The sequence below is a fragment of the Alteromonas sp. ABM1_013 genome (assembly GCF_056160505.1).
The window spans coordinates 1-17,531 of the sequence record NZ_JBSWXH010000007.1; the positions used below are offsets into that span (position 1 = coordinate 1).

14 protein-coding genes, 4 tRNA genes and 1 rRNA gene are annotated in these 17,531 nt (G+C 43.4%); 17 read left to right on the forward strand and 2 right to left on the reverse strand.

The features are described 5' to 3' along the window. From rrf to ACXAGK_RS18700, 15 genes are all read left to right on the forward strand, one after another. Positions 1–83, forward strand: a 5S ribosomal RNA gene (gene rrf, locus ACXAGK_RS18630); the annotation flags it as partial. A 285-nt stretch (positions 84–368) separates the two neighbouring features. Continuing rightward, positions 369–1,292 carry a class I SAM-dependent methyltransferase gene (locus ACXAGK_RS18635; protein ID WP_474857393.1) on the forward strand — a complete coding sequence of 308 codons (924 nt, stop codon included), beginning with the start codon at positions 369–371 and terminating at the stop codon, positions 1,290–1,292. A 158-nt stretch (positions 1,293–1,450) separates the two neighbouring features. Further along, positions 1,451–1,783, forward strand: coding sequence for a DUF4174 domain-containing protein (locus ACXAGK_RS18640; protein ID WP_474857484.1), 333 nt, complete (start codon positions 1,451–1,453; stop codon positions 1,781–1,783). Positions 1,784–1,964: 181 nt separating this feature from the next. Continuing rightward, positions 1,965–3,005 carry a UDP-N-acetylmuramate dehydrogenase gene (gene murB, locus ACXAGK_RS18645; protein WP_474857394.1) on the forward strand — a complete coding sequence of 347 codons (1,041 nt, stop codon included), beginning with the start codon at positions 1,965–1,967 and terminating at the stop codon, positions 3,003–3,005. Next, on the forward strand, positions 3,002–3,988 hold the full coding sequence (gene birA, locus ACXAGK_RS18650; protein WP_179984680.1) for a bifunctional biotin--[acetyl-CoA-carboxylase] ligase/biotin operon repressor BirA: 987 nt from the start codon (positions 3,002–3,004) through the stop codon (positions 3,986–3,988). The genes murB and birA overlap by 4 nt, the downstream gene beginning before the upstream one ends. A gap of 136 nt (positions 3,989–4,124) precedes the next feature. Next, positions 4,125–4,871, forward strand: a complete 747-nt coding sequence (locus ACXAGK_RS18655) for a type III pantothenate kinase (RefSeq protein ID WP_474857395.1) — start codon at positions 4,125–4,127, stop codon at positions 4,869–4,871. Between the two features lie 121 nt (positions 4,872–4,992). Further along, positions 4,993–5,068: transfer RNA gene (locus tag ACXAGK_RS18660), tRNA-Thr, on the forward strand. Positions 5,069–5,075: 7 nt separating this feature from the next. Beyond that, positions 5,076–5,160 (forward strand) — tRNA-Tyr (locus ACXAGK_RS18665). A gap of 33 nt (positions 5,161–5,193) precedes the next feature. Continuing rightward, positions 5,194–5,268: transfer RNA gene (locus ACXAGK_RS18670), tRNA-Gly, on the forward strand. A gap of 7 nt (positions 5,269–5,275) precedes the next feature. Continuing rightward, positions 5,276–5,351 (forward strand) — tRNA-Thr (locus ACXAGK_RS18675). Between the two features lie 67 nt (positions 5,352–5,418). Continuing rightward, entirely contained in the window at positions 5,419–6,603 is a 1,185-nt protein-coding gene (gene tuf / locus ACXAGK_RS18680; RefSeq protein ID WP_012519826.1) for an elongation factor Tu, read from the forward strand. Positions 6,604–6,896: 293 nt separating this feature from the next. Beyond that, positions 6,897–8,249 (forward strand): alkaline phosphatase PhoX, encoded by a 1,353-nt coding sequence (locus tag ACXAGK_RS18685; RefSeq protein WP_474857396.1) that lies wholly within the window; start codon positions 6,897–6,899, stop codon positions 8,247–8,249. 265 nt (positions 8,250–8,514) lie between these two features. After that, positions 8,515–8,691, forward strand: coding sequence for a hypothetical protein (locus ACXAGK_RS18690; protein WP_474804540.1), 177 nt, complete (start codon positions 8,515–8,517; stop codon positions 8,689–8,691). After that, complete coding sequence (locus tag ACXAGK_RS18695) at positions 8,688–10,304, forward strand: catalase (protein WP_474804543.1); 1,617 nt, start codon at positions 8,688–8,690, stop codon at positions 10,302–10,304. Before ACXAGK_RS18690 ends, ACXAGK_RS18695 begins: the two co-directional genes overlap by 4 nt. Positions 10,305–10,452: 148 nt before the next feature. Then, complete coding sequence (locus tag ACXAGK_RS18700; RefSeq protein ID WP_474804546.1) at positions 10,453–11,067, forward strand: ankyrin repeat domain-containing protein; 615 nt, start codon at positions 10,453–10,455, stop codon at positions 11,065–11,067. A 52-nt stretch (positions 11,068–11,119) separates the two neighbouring features. Here ACXAGK_RS18700 and ACXAGK_RS18705 read toward each other — a convergent pair whose 3' ends face one another. Both ACXAGK_RS18705 and ACXAGK_RS18710 read right to left on the reverse strand, forming a co-directional pair. Continuing rightward, positions 11,120–12,763, reverse strand: a complete 1,644-nt coding sequence (locus tag ACXAGK_RS18705) for an alkaline phosphatase D family protein (protein WP_474857397.1) — start codon at positions 12,761–12,763, stop codon at positions 11,120–11,122. 87 nt (positions 12,764–12,850) lie between these two features. Continuing rightward, entirely contained in the window at positions 12,851–15,088 is a 2,238-nt protein-coding gene (locus ACXAGK_RS18710; protein ID WP_474857398.1) for a DNRLRE domain-containing protein, read from the reverse strand. Positions 15,089–15,231: 143 nt separating this feature from the next. Between ACXAGK_RS18710 and ACXAGK_RS18715 the strand changes: the two genes are divergently transcribed. Both ACXAGK_RS18715 and ACXAGK_RS18720 read left to right on the forward strand, forming a co-directional pair. Beyond that, on the forward strand, positions 15,232–16,731 hold the full coding sequence (locus ACXAGK_RS18715) for an ethylbenzene dehydrogenase-related protein (protein ID WP_474804554.1): 1,500 nt from the start codon (positions 15,232–15,234) through the stop codon (positions 16,729–16,731). Positions 16,732–16,741: 10 nt separating this feature from the next. Beyond that, the gene (locus ACXAGK_RS18720) at positions 16,742–17,470 is read left to right on the forward strand and encodes an Lcl C-terminal domain-containing protein (protein WP_474857399.1); all 729 of its coding nucleotides are present in this window, start codon (positions 16,742–16,744) and stop codon (positions 17,468–17,470) included. The last annotated feature ends 61 nt before the right edge of the window (positions 17,471–17,531 follow it).

Sequence of the window (17,531 nt, forward strand, 5' to 3'; positions counted from 1 at the left end):
TCCATTCCGAACTCAGAAGTGAAACGTATTAGCGCCGATGGTAGTGTGGGGCTTCCCCATGTGAGAGTAGGACACTGCCAGGTCCCATTAAAAGAAACCCGCCTAACGGCGGGTTTTTTGCTTTCTGCACCAGAGAAAAATAATGGGGTCAGAGTCACGACACTTACCCCATTCCTCCCCCAGCAAAACCCCATTGTTTAAACTATTCTCAATCTTTCCTCGCCAATACGCTGTTTCTATAACGGAATACGTTCATTAATTAATAAAAATTTATTTAAAATAGTTTTAAGCTATGCTCTAGCCTGTCTATACTCGACTGCTCAGCGAATTTAGTATTCTTAAATTAGAAGTAAAAGGACGGTTACCACATGAGTGATTATTGGTCTGACTATTGGAAAGTGGGACATCTAAGTTCTTTTGCACAATCCAGTAAAGATAACTATGCGGGAGAAATCGCTTCGTTTTGGGAAGAATTTCTCCGTGAATACAATCACTCACGCTGTAATATTGTAGATATAGGTTGCGGTAACGGAGCGCTAACGGACTTGGCGCTAAACAAGTTCAAGTACACCCAACCCAACTATATAGGTGTAGATGCCGCTAAACTGAGTATTCCTAAGCACTTGATGCAAGAGAGGGTACGCTTCTACCAGAATACGCGAGCAGAAACCCTGCCGTTAGAAAGCCATAGTATAGATATTGCTATTTCACAATTTGGCTTTGAATATACAGATATGGGTAAAGTCTTAGAAGAACTATCACGCACTCTGAAATTAGGCGGGAAGGTTTGCTTTGTAATACATCATAAAGATTCAATAATTGTTAAGCCCAATGCGTTAATTCGCCAAGCCGTAGATGAAGTTATGGTAAAAAACGGCCCTTTCGATCTGTTATCCATGTTGGTCAATTCTATTCACAAGACTGGTAAAAATAACCCCAATGCTGAAAAGTACCGTCATTCGTTGAATACGCAAATACAACAGATATCTCATTCTAATAAATTCGGCTTATACGGAACTGGGTTTCCAGATCTGCTTAAAAATACAATGTCTTCTTCGTCGATCGACTTTAAGTCGCGAAAGAACAAACTCAAAAACTTCCGCAGCGAAATGAAAACACTTGCTAAACGACTAGATAATTTACTTTCAGTTGCATTAGACAGTGATCGAATAGACAGTCTGTTAATGTCTATGACTGAGTTAGGTTTTACCGATGTAAGTCAAACACCATTACGCCAAGAGAACGAGCTTCTTGGAATGTCGATACAAGCGAATTTAATTTTGCCGTCTTAAGGGAAATGTACTCTGACCCACAATATTTTGTGCTAAATCGGTAGTTCACTAGTAAATATAAGTATGAAAATTATCTACTTTATTATTTTTATACTGCTCACGGGCTTCTACTCCGCCTTGCATTTGCAAATAGCGCTAAGGCCCATTGTAAGATTACCCTGGGGGAACTTGCTTGGAAAAACAGGGTTTTAATCTACAATGCGCAAAGCAAGAGCGAGCTGGACGATCTTTATGTATTCGCTGAATATGAAGAGGTTGCCCTTACTGAAAGGAAGCTAGTGGTGATAGGTATAGTAGAGCAACAACCTGTTGTTGTTTTTGGTTACCCTAAATGTCATATCTCTCTTGGTAAGCTAAACCCAAAAGCTAAAGTAACGCTTATAGGGCTAGATAGTACAATTAAAGCTAAATATGACACCTTTGATAGCGACCTGATTTATAGCACGATTGATAAAATGCCTATGAGAAAAACAGAACTAGGGCGCTACTGAGAACTATTTTTAAAGAAACACTACTGTGAATACTATTTTTGACATGGTATGCAATACAATACTAAGACCTTTAGGAGTAAAAACCTTACAGCAAAGTAGCTGAGTTATTTGCATGTTTGCGCTTTTATTTAACGCGTCGTTACCCTACCATTAGCGGATTGTTCGCAGTTCGTAAAATTCTATGCCCTCACTACAAGCTTACAGCACATTTCGCCTTTCAGCGTCGTGTGATTCCATCCAGTCGTTTACCGACGTTGCCTCATTTCAATCTATCTTTAATACCTATAAGAATGAAACAAACAAAGCTATTTATATTTTAGGTGGTGGAAGCAACTCGATTTTTACCGACGATTTTGATGGTACGATCCTGGTAAACGAAATAAAAGGCATTAGTCACTTCGATACTGAAAGTCACCACTACTTACGGGTAGGAGCAGGTGAAAACTGGCACGACTTTGTAACTCTCTGTATGAAAGAGAAGTGGTATGGATTTGAGAATTTAGCGTTAATACCTGGTTCGGTTGGCGCTTGTCCTATTCAGAATATTGGAGCCTACGGTGTAGAGGTTAATTCGTTAATCGATAAGGTGGAATGTGTATTTCTTGAAACCGGCGAACAGGTATTACTAAGCAATGCAGACTGTCAGTTCGGTTATAGAGATAGTGTGTTTAAACATGCCTTAGCCAACAAAGTACTTATCACTCATGTAAACTTCAAATTACCTAAGCAATACGAGCTCAAAACAAGCTATGGAGAATTAGCCGCACTTAACGAGCCGACATCAGAAAAGGTGTATAGTAAGGTAATTGAAATTAGAAAAAGCAAACTGCCAGATCCCAGTGAATTAGGTAATGCAGGTAGCTTTTTCAAGAATCCCGTTGTCTCAAAAGCAGTCTACGAAGCGATAGCGCAAGAAAATGACTCGGTACCGCATTTTGTTGTAAGCGAAAATGCTGGTTCATCAAATACTGGAAATGAACAAGAACAAATAAAAATACCCGCTGCTTGGTTAATTGACCAAGCAGGTTTTAAAGGCAGAACGTTGAACAAAGTACGTTGCCACCCTACACAGCCATTGGTACTTACTAACTTAGGTGGCGCCACCGGAAGCGATGTAATTGCCATGGCGAAAAATATCATAGCAAGCGTACAGGATAAATTTGGCGTACAACTCGAACCCGAAGTACGCTTATTAGGAAACAAAGGACTTATTTCGCTATGAGACAAGCATCAAAAGCTATAAGAAAACATATACTCGCTTTGTTGTCTGACGGTCAGTTCCATTCAGGTGAAACCATTGCTCAGCAAGTTGGCCTTTCACGTACCGCAGTAGCGGGTCATATTTCACAACTTGCCGATTGGGGTTTAGATGTATTTAAAGTAAAAGGTAAAGGCTACCGATTAGAACGAGGTTTTCCATTGTTAAGCGCTGACAGCATTAAACGCCATTTAGGGAATACAAAACGAGCGGTTATTGATGTGGAGTCGGTTTTACCTTCCACCAATACGGAAATGAAGAAGCGTATTGCGAGCAAACGAGAAGATCTTGAAAATGGCGATGTTGTTTTTGCTGAAATTCAGACCGATGGGCGAGGGCGACACGGCCGTTCTTGGTTAGCGCCAGTTGGCGGCAGCTTAACTTTTTCTATGTATTGGTCTTTTCCTGATGGTTATCAGAGTATGGCTGGGCTTTCTTTATTAGTAGGTCTAGCTGTTTGCGATGCGCTTAAAGAATTTGGTGTCGAAGATGCTGAATTAAAATGGCCAAATGATATTTATCTGCAGGGTAAAAAGCTTGCGGGCGTACTTATTGAGGTAGAAGGGCAGATAGGTGCAACGGCGCATAGTGTTATCGGCATAGGTTTAAATGTTTGTGTTCCCGATAATCAATATGATGTTGGTCAGCCTCATAGCGATCTTGCTTCTTATTTAGGCACTATCCCTGATAGAAATGCATTAGCGGCAGAAATAATCAAATCTCTGTGGTTTTATTTGCCTAAATTTACTCAACAAGGCTTCGGGCCATTCACAGCATATTGGGAAGCGCTCGATTTATACGCAGATAAACGGATTGTTTTGCAAATGGGAGAGAAGCGTTTTTCCGGAATTGATAGGGGAGTGGACGCCAGCGGCGCGCTTCTTGTTGAAACGCAAGACGGTATTACCCGTTTCCACGGTGGCGAAGTTAGCCTAAGAGGTAATTAACGTTTTATTTTATAGCTGAGCTACGAAAATTTTGGCCATTTTTATTATAAAAGTACTTCGTAGTTCATCTTTGTGATTTTTAGATAGAACTCTTTCCTTTCGTTTTACGCATTGCTTCGCAATTGAAAACTAAAATATGAACAACATTGAAGAAAACCACGTCATATTAGTGGATATCGGTAACACCCGAATAAAATATTCACTGCTTTGTCATGCAGAAGAAGAGCCTAATGCATGCGAAGATGCCAATTCTCTTTTCTCTTTTGTCGATTCTCAGAAAAAAATTTCTCATTTATATATCGCTTCTGTGAGAAATCAGGAGCTGGTTGATGAGATATTCACCATGTGTAACGAGCGCAATATTATTTTTGTAGAAAAGCACACAGAGAAAGAAGCCTTCGGCATAAAAAATAGTTACGCGAATGTTCAAAAAATGGGCGTTGATAGATGGCTTGCAATGGTGTGCGCTGCAGAAAAATCAAAAAAAGCATTTTTTGTTATGGATGTGGGTACGGCAATAACGGTCGATTTTGTTGTGGATGGTCAACATTTAGGCGGTTGGATCGTGCCTGGTTTTCAAGTAATGCGTAATGCATTGGTAGCTTCTACTAAAAAAGTGTACGCGAATGATGAAATTCCGACCACCTTTGGGGTGGGAACCGATACTGAAGATTGTGTGGCATCAGGGTGTCATGCGGCACTATATGGTGTTTATTTGAGCGCGATTGATTACATATCAAGCAAACAAACCGATTTTGATATAATTTTAGGGGGTGGAGACAAAAAAGTGTTTGCATTCTTAAAATCTGCTGATAACATGCGCCTCGCTCATTTGGTGATGCAGGGTCTTGCCCGCTACGCTCGAAGTGAACTTCTAAAGTAAACATCGACGTAAGTTTTTGATTAGTTGAAAAATTGGTCAAAAAAGAAAATTGAAAAATTTTCAAAAAGACACTTGCACAGAGTTAAACAATACTCTAGAATGCGCACCCACTTGATGTAGTGCCGACTTAGCTCAGTTGGTAGAGCAACTGACTTGTAATCAGTAGGTCGCCAGTTCGATTCCGGCAGTCGGCACCATCAATCTGGAGGGGTACCCAAGCGGTCAACGGGAGCAGACTGTAAATCTGCCGGCTCAGCCTTCGCAGGTTCGAATCCTGCCCCCTCCACCACTTTCTCTATGAGGTGGCCAGAGAATTAGGATTGCGGGCATCGTATAATGGCTATTACCTCAGCCTTCCAAGCTGATGATGCGGGTTCGATTCCCGCTGCCCGCTCCAAATCAGTGCTGATATAGCTCAGTTGGTAGAGCGCACCCTTGGTAAGGGTGAGGTCGGCAGTTCAAATCTGCCTATCAGCACCAGTTTATTTCTCCCCAGCTCATGTAAAATTTCTAAATTTTTTAATGTAACTTTGCTGGGATAATAGAAATGGCAAAAGAAAAGTTTGAACGTACGAAACCCCACGTAAACGTGGGTACAATCGGCCACGTTGACCACGGTAAAACTACCCTAACTGCAGCTATCACTACAGTTCTTTCTAAAACTTACGGCGGTTCTGCTCAGGCTTTCGATCAAATCGATAACGCGCCTGAAGAGAAAGCTCGTGGTATCACCATTTCTACTTCACACGTAGAATATGACACTCCTACTCGTCACTACGCACACGTAGACTGCCCAGGACACGCTGATTACGTTAAAAACATGATCACTGGTGCTGCTCAGATGGACGGTGGTATCCTAGTAGTAGCTGCGACTGATGGCCCTATGCCTCAGACTCGTGAGCACATCCTACTTGGTCGTCAGGTTGGTATTCCTTACATCATCGTATTCATGAACAAGTGTGACATGGTTGATGATGAAGAGCTTCTAGAGCTAGTAGAAATGGAAGTTCGTGAACTTCTTAACGAATACGAATTCCCAGGTGATGACCTACCAGTTATCCAAGGTTCAGCTCTTAAAGCGCTTGAAGGCGACGCAGAGTGGGAAAAGAAAATCATTGAGCTTGGTGAAGCGCTTGATTCATACATCCCAGAGCCAGAGCGTGCAATCGACAAGCCGTTCATCCTTCCAATCGAAGACGTATTCTCAATCTCAGGCCGTGGTACTGTTGTAACAGGTCGTGTTGAGCAAGGTATCATCAAGGTTGGTGAAGAAGTAGAAATCGTAGGTATCAAAGACACTACTAAGACTACTTGTACTGGTGTTGAGATGTTCCGTAAGCTTCTTGACGAAGGCCGTGCAGGTGAGAACGTTGGTGTTCTTCTACGTGGTACTAAGCGTGATGAAGTTGAACGTGGTCAAGTACTAGCTAAGCCTGGTTCAATCACTCCACACGTTAACTTCGAAGCAGAAGTATACGTACTGTCTAAAGATGAAGGTGGCCGTCATACTCCATTCTTCAAAGGCTACCGTCCACAGTTCTACTTCCGTACAACTGACGTAACTGGTGCTGTAGAGCTTCCAGAAGGCGTAGAAATGGTAATGCCTGGTGACAACCTTAAATTTAAAGTTGAGCTAATTGCTCCGATTGCGATGGAAGAAGGTCTTCGTTTCGCAATCCGTGAAGGTGGTCGTACAGTAGGTGCTGGTGTCGTATCTAAGATCCTAGACTAATCTAGACTTAGCAACACAAGCCAAAAAAGCGCACTTAGGTGCGCTTTTTTTATGCCTGCGATTTAGTTCGTGATTGTTGTGCCCGCTGAAACACGCTGTAAACCCATCCCTTCTTTTACAAAAGAGCTTCGACACCACACCCCTGCAGGTCGGGTTACAGCGGGTATATACTCACTCCCTTCTATCGATATAAGATAAGCACGAAGATAAGAAGTGGAATTTTCATCCCTTTGTTGTTATACAATAACAATTAATGGCTATCATGCCCGGCTTTATTGTTTAACGAGATTTTCATGATTACACGACGCCAGTTTTTAGTAGGCTCTTTGGCATTTGGTGGACTAGCTACCAGTGCTTTTGGTAAGAAAATGAACTTGGCATCAATGCCAATTAGTGAAGGCTATGGCGCGCTCGTAGACGACCCTCAAAAGCTGCTCGATTTACCCAAAGGCTTTAGCTATAAAGTTATTTCTAGTTTTGGCAATGCGATGTCTGACGGTATGCATGTACCTGATAGGGCGGATGGAATGGGGTGTCTACCTATAGATGGTAGTAGCAATAAACTGGCGCTAATACGCAATCATGAACTACACCCTAAACATTTAAGTGCTCAGCCTAAGTCTATTCAAGCGCATACCAGCGACTTAGCTTATGATAGTTACGCTAATGGCATTGCTATACCCGGCGGTACCACAACCATGGTGTATAACCTTGCCACGCAAAAGGTTGAAAAAGAGTTTATTAGCCTGACTGGCACCGTAAGAAATTGTTCCGGCGGCATTACGCCCTGGGGCACGTGGTTAACCTGTGAAGAATCGGTAGACCGTCCTCATGGCCCTAACGGCGATGTAGTAAACAAAGATCACGGCTACATTTTTGAAGTACCTGCAAACGCCGACTCACTGATTGAAGCTAAACCTCTTAAAGACATGGGGCGTTTCAACCACGAAGCAGCTTGTGTCGACCCCAAAACTGGTATTGTCTATCTAACCGAAGATAGAGGCGACAGCTTGCTTTATCGCTTTGTACCCAATGAGTACGGTAACTTGGCAGCTGGCGGCCAATTAGAAGCATTAGTCGTTAAAAATAACCCTCAGTTCGATACACGTAACTGGAATGGCAATGCTATGCCTGTAGCTACATGGTTTGACGTTGAGTGGGTAGCTTTAGATAACCCAGAAAGCCCTAATGATGATTTACGTGTGCAAGGGTATGATAAAGGTGCTGCGCTATTTGCTCGGGGTGAAGGCATACACTGGGGCGAAGATGAGCTTTATTTCTGCTGTACCAATGGCGGGCAAAAGCAGCTAGGTCAGGTAATGAAGCTTGTTCCCTCTGCAGATGGTAAACAAGACAAGCTTCAGCTGTTTTTGGAAAGTGAAGACAAGAACCTGTACAACTTTGGCGATAATCTAACTGTGTGCCCGAACGGACACTTATTGGTGTGCGAAGATCAGTACACTGACATAGTGGATAACCATTTGCGTGGTGTTACGCCAAGCGGAGAAGTGTACAACTTTGCCAAATTACATGCGCAAACAGAACTAGCAGGTGCGTGTTTCTCGCCTGATGGCAATACGCTTTTCGTCAATATTTACTCATCAACCAAAACGTTGGCCATTACCGGTCCGTGGCTTAATGCCTAAGTTTATTAAATGATTTCATGCGCGGCGTTTTGACAAAAACGCTGCCACATTTCTTCTCAAACACTTAGCCCTACTATACTTACTAGCCTAAAAAGACAGATAACCTTCACTTCCCCACGGCAATAGCCATCACTCTCGTTCATAAAAAATTGCGATTAGCCAGCATATTTACAATCGGTTTGTCTGATTGTTTGAATCATATTATCTCGTTTTAATAGTTTTACTCAATTAATGATAATGCTCTCAACTTAACAAGGAGAGCGAAATGAGCGCACTATTAAAAAAGCTAACAACGGCAAATAGCCACCGTGTTTCCTCCACAACGAATCAACAAATTCAAACGCAATGCAACTACGCTGATAACTATTACGGCGACCAAGTTTGTGTAGAAGTTAAAGCCCCTAAACCTCGTACCAACCTTCATGTAGGAGTACAGCTGTGAGAACCTCAATGAAATCAACCTTAACTAAATTTGTATTAGGCGGCGTTGCTGCCAGTATGCTTACTTTAGGTGTAAGCGCAGATACACTAACTCGCCAAAATGGCGCACCGGTAGGCGATAACCAAAACTCGCAAACCGCAGGGCCATGGGGTCCAGTATTGCTACAAGACTCTCACCTTATTGAAAAGTTAGCGGCATTTGACCGTGAGCGTATTCCAGAGCGCGTAGTTCACGCCCGTGGTGTTGGTATTCACGGTTACTATGAAAACTATGTCGACCTATCTGACGAGACCATTGCCGCACCATTTCAAGGCGAAGGTAAAAAGACTGAAGTATTTGTTCGTTTTTCATCAGTAGTTCACGGACATTTATCGCCAGAGACGCTGCGTGACCCACGTGGTTTTGCGGTGAAGTTTTACACCGAACAAGGAAACTGGGATCTAGTCGGCAACAACTTCCCGGTATTCTTTATTCGCGATGCAATTAAATTCCCTGATATGGTTCACGCATTTAAACCGTCGCCGGTAACGAACAAGCAAGATGCGAAGCGCATTTTTGACTTTTTCTCTCACGTGCCAGAGTCAACGCATACATTAACCATGCTTTTCTCTGATTACGGTACACCAGCAAGCTATTTAAATATGGACGGCTCAGGTGTTCACGCTTTCAAATTTGTTGATGACGAAGGTAATTACAAGTACGTGAAGTTTACCTGGAAAGCGAATCAACCTATTAAGAACTTCTCTGCTGAAGAAGCAATGAAAGTTCAAGGTATGGACTTCCAGCCTCATACCACTGATGTGTATACCCGTATCGGTGAAAAAGGTGAAACAGCATCTTGGGATCTGTATCTTCAAGAGTTAGAGCCAGAACAGTTAGATGATTTCGAGTTTAATCCACTTGATACGACTAAAATTTGGCCTGAATCTTTGGTTCCTGCTAAGAAAATTGGTCGCCTAGTGCTTAACCGTGTACCAGACAACTTCTTTGAAGAAACTGAGCAAGCGGCATTTGCACCAAGCAACTTAATTCCAGGTATTGAGCCATCAGAAGACAGAATGCTTCAAGGTCGTTTGTTCTCGTATGCTGATACGCAGCGCTATCGTTTAGGTGTTAATGCGTACCGCATTCCTATTAACGCGCCGAAAAATGCGGTTATCAATAACCACGAGCAACACGGTCAGCTTCGTACAACTAGCTCTAATCGCGATGTGAACTATCAACCAAGCCGTCGTCTTGATCTTAACGAAGATCCAGCGTTTCGTTATTCAAGCAAGCCGCTTGCAGGTATGACACAACAAATTCCGTTCTATAAAGAACAAAACTTTAAGCAAGCGGGTGAGTTTTTCAGAAACCTGACTAAAGAAGGTCAAGCGCACCTAATTAGTAACTTAGGCGGAGCGTTAGCATCGGTACCTGAAGAAGAGATTCGCGTAATCATTAGTGCTTATATGTACAACGCAGATAAGAACTACGGTAAGGGCGTAGCTAAACTAGCTAAAGCGCCAATGTCGAAAGTTCGCCAAACTGCAAAAGACTTGATGGAGCAACAGGCAGCACGCGCTGCAAAAGCAAAGCAAGTTGCAGAAAGCCTAACGGCACTTATGCAATAAGCTAAGTAGCAATAACGTTGGGAGTTATATCACAGTGTTGAGTAACTCCCATTTTCCTTTAACAATGTTTATCTAACTGCTTTGCTAAAACTGCTTTGCCAAAACAGTTTAGTAGTAACCAAATTTAATTTACCAGTAAGGGGGCACAATGTCTTTTTGGAAGCAAACACTTACGGCAGCACTGTTCGTCGTTGCCACCTTGACCAGTTTTTATACTAATGCGGCAATTGACACAACCACTCAAGCTAATACTCAACAAAGTGCAACTACGCCTAATATGGAAGCCTTAAAAGCACGCTATTTTGATGCGGCGCGAGAAGGCGATAGCGTCATGCTAGCTGCATTTTATCAAGCTGGTCTAGATGTTAACGTAGCGGATGAGAAAGGCTATACCGCGCTTATTCTTGCTGCCTATCACGGCCACACTGAAACAGTAGACTTCCTTATCAGCAATGCATACGCTAACCCATGTCAAGAAGACAATCGCGGCAATACTGCGTTAATGGGGGCCATCTTTAAAGGGCATGTAAGCGTGGCCAAACAGCTCGTGTTTGCCGATTGCGATATTGACGAAGAAAATGCACAAGGCCAAACCGCGTTAATGTTCGCAAGCCTGTTCGACAGGCAAGAAATTATCAATACGCTTATCGATAAAGGGGCTAACCCAGCTCATATGGATAAAGCGGGCAATTCGGTTGCCGATATCGCTCTTTCGCAAGGCAACTACGAGTTAGCGAAAATACTAAGTAAAAGCGTTGATTAATCTTCAACGCTTTTAAATCGCCCTAAGATTTGGCCGCTGTCAGCCACTGAACTTATTTAAAAGGGGTGTGCGTATAGTCAAAGGATACACCTAGGTCTTTGCGTTCAGTTAATCGCTGGCTTCCATTGGTGGTATACAAACTTTTTGCCAAATAAGCCTTATATGCAGCACTATCAATAGTATCTACGTACCACCAATCACAGGTTACTTTTTGATGGGTAACATCAACAATCATAAAGCCGTGAGATTTAAGCTCTACGTATTTCATATGTGGGTTCATTGTCGGTATCAATGTGGCTAGCGGGTCTGCAACAGGGTCGCTTAATCCCGGCGATGTTACCGACGGCGTCACAAACTCCACTGCTAAGGGCTGTTCACCAAGGCGAACACGAGCGTTGTAGGTGTAACCGTTAGTGCTGTCTTCAAAAACCTCCATTCCCCAAGACGTGTGGATATCACCTGTTAATATAACCGTATTCTCTATTCTATAGGCTTTGATGGCGTCCAGAATTCGTTGCCTAGCTTCAGGATAGCCATCCCATTGGTCCATGTTGAGCGCAAGAATATCTTTGGTAACAGGAATGCCGGCTGCTTCTAGGTTCGGCGCATTCAGTCCTTTGAATTGACCAAACATCACTTGTTGCCCTAAAAAGCGCCATGTAGACGTAGATGTAGTGAGCTTGTCTAGCAACCAGCGTTCTTGTGTATTGCCTAGAAGTGTACGGTTGGTATCGTAGCGTTCTGCTGAAACAGGTGAATCAACCTGCGGATCGCGCCCTTCAATGCGTGTATCAAGCATATATAAATCAAGGAGCGAGCCCCACTCAAAATGCCTGTAGATACTGCCTTCGCGAATAGGCATCCATTCATAATAGGCTTGAATTGCGTACGATTTGCGCAGTTGGTAGTTGCCTTCGCCCTCGTTATGGTTTTCAGCGCCAGTGCGATGAGCATCGTTCGTAATTTCATGATCATCCCACACCGTTATAAAGGGATAAGACGCGTGCAACAATGCAAGGTCTGGGTCTGTTTTATATTGAGCGTGCCGAGTCCGATAATCACGCAAACTGGTAATTTCTTTGTCAGGCAGTGGCGCTCTGCCTAACCGAGAACCATCGCCATATTCATCTTCGGCGTATTCATATAAGTAGTCGCCTAAGTGAAGGACGGCATCAATCTCCCCAACGGCATTCTTGTTCGTAATGGCGTGGTAGACATTGAAAAAGCCCTCTGGGTAGTTTGAACAACTTACAACCGCAAAGCGGGCATGGCCTGTCGTGACAGGTGCCGTTTTCGTAGTGCCTATGCGGCTTCTGTAGCCGTTGACTTCAAATTGATAAAAGTAGGTGGTATCCGACGAAAGGTTTTGGACATCAACTTTTACGGTATAGTCTCGACTTTCAGACGTGCTTAACTGTTCTTTCAGCACACTGTTTTTCATCGAACTGTCCAAAGCAACATGCAGTGTGACTAGTGTTTCAGTTGCAATATGACTGATGCGAGTCCATAGGACTACAGCGTTAGGGAGCGGATCACCACTGGCAATTCCATGTTGGAAATAGTAGTTGTTATCAAGCTTAAAAGGCGTATTCAGCGCTTCAAAGGGCGCCGCTGAAGCTCTAAAGCCTAAAATTGAAGCGGATAACCCCGCCGTTTTAAAAAATTGTCGACGGGAATAATTTATCGCGTTTTTCATTGTTTAACCTTCTCTCTCAATAGGGGAGCGCGCTTCAGCCGAATACAGCTACAGCGCTAGCCACACCTTAATTGCCTATATACGGAGTTATTTATCTGTAATTCGTAAACTCAGCCCCTGGTATTGAGAGCGAGCATGAATACCAATAGAAACGGCGCTTCCACGCGGTACGTCAATGATGCAGCTTTCCGTATTGTCTACCCCATTAGAGCGACATACATAGTTACGAAAACTGACGTTTTGGCCAATTTGTACATACAAATCAGCATCGCCAAAACCGCGCTCTAAATAAATGGAAAGGGTTCTGTCGTGCTCAATAGCATCAACAATATAGGTTTCAAAAACGCCCGTGCTTGCGTGCAAGTTTGTTAGGGTCTGCGGCGGCGTTAAAAGGTTGTTAGGCGTTGAAAAGCAATCTTCGGTAGCTGAAAAGGCCACGTGTAAAACAGGTGCTTTGGTGTTTTCGCTAGCGTCGATAAAGCGTTGCTGTAGAGGATGGTTCGTTGAAATTCCAAGCCCAAACGCACCGTGTTCTATAAACTGCTGCTGCAGTGTTCGAATAGTAGATTCGTCTAAAGGAAGGGTTATATTATTACCTGCATCAATGACGTTAACATTTGCAAAAGTACTGCTTGAAAAGAGTGAGTGCCCACTATGCCAGTTCACAGTGTTTTCATTGAAGCTAGGCGTAACAGTTGATATGCCAAGTGCTGTGGGGTTCGGATACACGGGAAATAGTTCGCTAGCTAACCCGGTAGCGGCACTCGTTTCGCTTGGGTTAGATTGAAAAGACAAGGTAGCGCTATCGAGAGTGGCACATTTTGCTATGTCACTTGCATCAAAGCTCATCAGAGCTTTTGTTTCACCATACTGAATATGGTTATTAACCACCATCATACCGCTAGGGTAAGCATTGTAGTTCATCGTAGGTTTTGCACTAGAGATAAAACTATCGTGCTTTGCAGTAAGCGTATAAGCCCGTCGATTTTCTTGATTTGGCGGTAAGTAGGTTGTTAAACCTTTGCCGTTCTGAGTTAGAGTGAAAACAGCGCCTACGTCATTGGCTACCCACCATTTAATATTTTCAGGCAAGGCTAACGGGTTCCTTTCTCTTTCCTCCATCGAAAGAGTGCTGGCTTCTTCATCAAATTCAGCGGTACGCACTTGTATTTCACTAGAAGTAATGCTCAACACTTTAAACTGTTGAATACTGGCAAGGTCAATTGTCCAAGGGTAAGACTGATTAGCAGAACGGGCCGGAGCGCCCCAGCTGCCTTCACCCACATAAACGGTGCCGCCTTCGTCTGAACGACGAAAGGCGATGTCGTTTTGCTCTGGCGCCATAGGATAGGTCAATTTGTTAATGTGGGTATCTGACTCAACGACAAGGTTCATATTGTGTTGGTAAAACAGCGCTGCCCACCACAGGAATAAGCCTTTATTCGATGACTTTCCATCGAAATGAGGGAAGATGGGCTTGTGGTATTGGGCTAGTCGCCAAAAGGGCGCTTGCTGGCTCAACTGCAAGTCTGACGCAAGCCAATCATTCATCTGGGTTGCATACACTTGCCATCCACTTTCTTGGTACTGACTGTTGAGCGTATAAACCCTAGCCAACGCATTAACGGTTAACGCGCCGTAGGTGTCTTGTTCATCACAAAAATTGTCTCGTACAAAGTCGACACCGAACACCTGACATAAGGTGGCATAGTTGGTGTCTTCATGATTACCGTGAGTGGGAATGATGGGATAAATTCGCTTAAACGCTTTGCCGTTTATCACATCATTTGAAAAAGTTAGCTGCCAGTCATCAAGAAAACCCGCCATTTCAATTGGGGTATTGCCATTGGTGAAGTCACCGCCGTGCATAACAAACAAGGGGCGAATCTTCGCTACTAGCTTGTTGCCTTCCTGCCGCGTCGTCCAGCCCGTGCGTGTGTCGCCTCCTGCAATAGCTGTAAACGGGGTAGGTTCAGTTGATGCAGTTTTAAACCACATTGGAGTATCACAACCATCAAAGTCACATACCTTGAAGTAAATCGTACTGTCGGCAGGCAGACGGGTAAGCCGCACAAAGTAAGATTCAAGGCTAAAGAAACTGGCTTTGTGACTAATTTCTACCCGTTGCCATTGGTCTTCATCGGTTGACGTTCCATAAAGAACATAAGGTGAAAGGCTAACCCCCTTAGGTGAAAAACCTACTATCGCCTCGTGTGCGGGGTCGCTATCCCATGCTAACCGGTATAAATGAGTAGCTGATACTACCGTGCCCGCATAACTCAATAAAAGCAGTGCCAGAATCGTTCTATAACTACGCATAATCATATGACTGTTACCTTAGTTTTGTTTGGTGCGTATTGGATAAAAAAATGAGGCGATGAGATATGGGGGTAACACCCTATTGATGGGGGAGTCATAAAAAATTCATAATTGTGCAGCATAAGTATTCGGCAAATTTGTGTACGAAAATGACTCGCAAAAAACTGTTTTTATTTAGCCATCTTGTAGTAGGCTGTTGCGTGCTCACCCAGTTGTTAAGCGGCTTTCGTATTGCGTCACAGCATCGAGACTTTTGGCTTTATTTTGATTGGCTGTTACCGGAAGGGCTTGTGCATATTTGGCACGTGATTTCAGGGCTGTTATTGCTTTTGATGATGCCGGTAATGCTTTTCGCACTGCTAAATCAACGAAAAGAAAAGGCCGTACCAAAAACATTTAACCAAATAGGCTCTGCACTTATTTGCGTATCGGTAGTAAGTGGTGGGGCACAATTCTTTTTTGAACTCACACACTTAGTGGTGCGCTTTATCCATTATTATAGTGCGGTAGGATTACTTATTTTTATTGCGCTACACCCCTTGCGATACTACTTTCAAAAGCCGGTAACTTACCTTCTCCACATTATTTTCGAACCTTTCACTTTCAAGCGAGGCTATTTTTATTTAGGGGCGGCTGCATTGGTAACGTGTAGTTTGTACTTGCTCACATTATCTACGCCTACAACTCTGCGATCTAAAGTGGTTGCCGACGATGTGTTTATCAAAATTGATGGAAAAGCCAATGAGAGTGCTTGGCAAAAGGCGCCTGGCGTTACAGTAAAAACTTTTGCTGGTGCCAATTTTTATGAAGGGACGTCGGACGTTACGCTTAAAACGCTACACAATAAGACTGAAACTTATTTCTTTATTCGCTGGCAAGATCCTACGGAAAGTTTACTTCACCTTCCTTTGGTAAAAACCGATGACGGTTGGCAAGTAAAAAGTCATGGTTTTGAGCAGTTCGATGAGAAGGAGTTTTACGAAGATAAACTTGCGCTACTGTTTTCTCAAAGTTGCAATATAGCAGCAGCTGCTACCGCCCATTTAGGTAGTCAGCCTCGTTCTGAATTACCTGCTAATAAACATAAAAAGGGCTATCACTTTACATCCGACGGTGTCGTCGATTTGTGGCAGTGGAAAGCGGTAAGAACGAATGCGATGTACTTGGTCGACGATAGTTACATCGGCAGGCCCGTAGCGCCTATTATAGGCGAAAAAAGGTACACGGCTGGCTATCAGCAAGACAGCGATATGGGGGGAAGCTATGTCTTAAACTGGAAATGGTACAGCAGCGAAAATGTTACCCCGAAACGCCTTCCTAACGCTCCTTCATTTGAATCTCAAGGTTATGCTAGCTGGTTTGACTACAAAGCTTATTCTCCCAAACGGGATGATTTACCAGTAGGCAGTTTGATCAACTCCGTTTTGTACCGTTCTAATCAGCTTGAAGGGGGACGGGCCGACGTGCGTGCTTATGGAAGGTATGCAAACGGTTACTGGAACCTTGAAATTGTGCGAAAGAAGCAAGCTTCAGAAAAGACAGACATCAATTTAACTGATGGAATTTGTCTGTGGGTAAGCGCATTTGATCACGCTCAAATTGCTCATACCCGACATGTTAGGCCTTTGCGGCTTAGCTATGAATTGTAAGGGTAATGCTATGCTTTTATTCGTAAAAAAGCTTTTTGTCCTTTGCGCTATAGTCCTCGTTGGTACACAGTTTACCGTGCTTTATCAATTTTTCAAAAGCGTGCCTGATATGTTTGCTGCTAAAGAAACAGCGGAGTATCGATTTGTAAAATTGAACTCACATGGCCATGCCATTTCAAACGAACAAGGCCCTTGGCATTGTGTTTACGACAGAAAGCTCGAAGTTGCTTGGCTGGTGGGAAGAGATGACGAGTCGCCTTTTGACAGTTATTGGAGCTACAGTTGGTTCGACGAAGAACAGCATAAAGGAGTGAAAGAGCGAGGGAGCTGTTATTTCAACAAGCCGGGGTGCGATACAAGGCATATTCAGCAGCAAGCAATTAAACGGAAAGTGTGTAACTTATCTGACTGGCGCCTGCCCAATGCAGAAGAGTTGATTGCCTTAGTTCAAACTCCAACTAAATCTAATGGCCCTTTTATACAAAGCGCATTTTTCCCAAATATCCAAAAAGGTGATTATTGGACGCAAACACAAAGCAACAGTATTGATACTCAAGCGCTTACGCATTTAAAAGACGGAGCGGTTGCGGTCAACTTCAAACATGGAAAAAGTCGAGTTCTACCTTTTAGAAATGCTGCTCATGTCATGCTTGTGGCGGACAAAAAAGCGCTACCCCTTTCGCCTAATCAAAGTGCGTTCTTAGGTAGAAAGCAAAGCATCGCATATTCTCACAATTAATTAGCCATTGGCACTATGTAGGGGGAAATCCCTATTTGCACTTCGAGCAGTTGGTTTGATA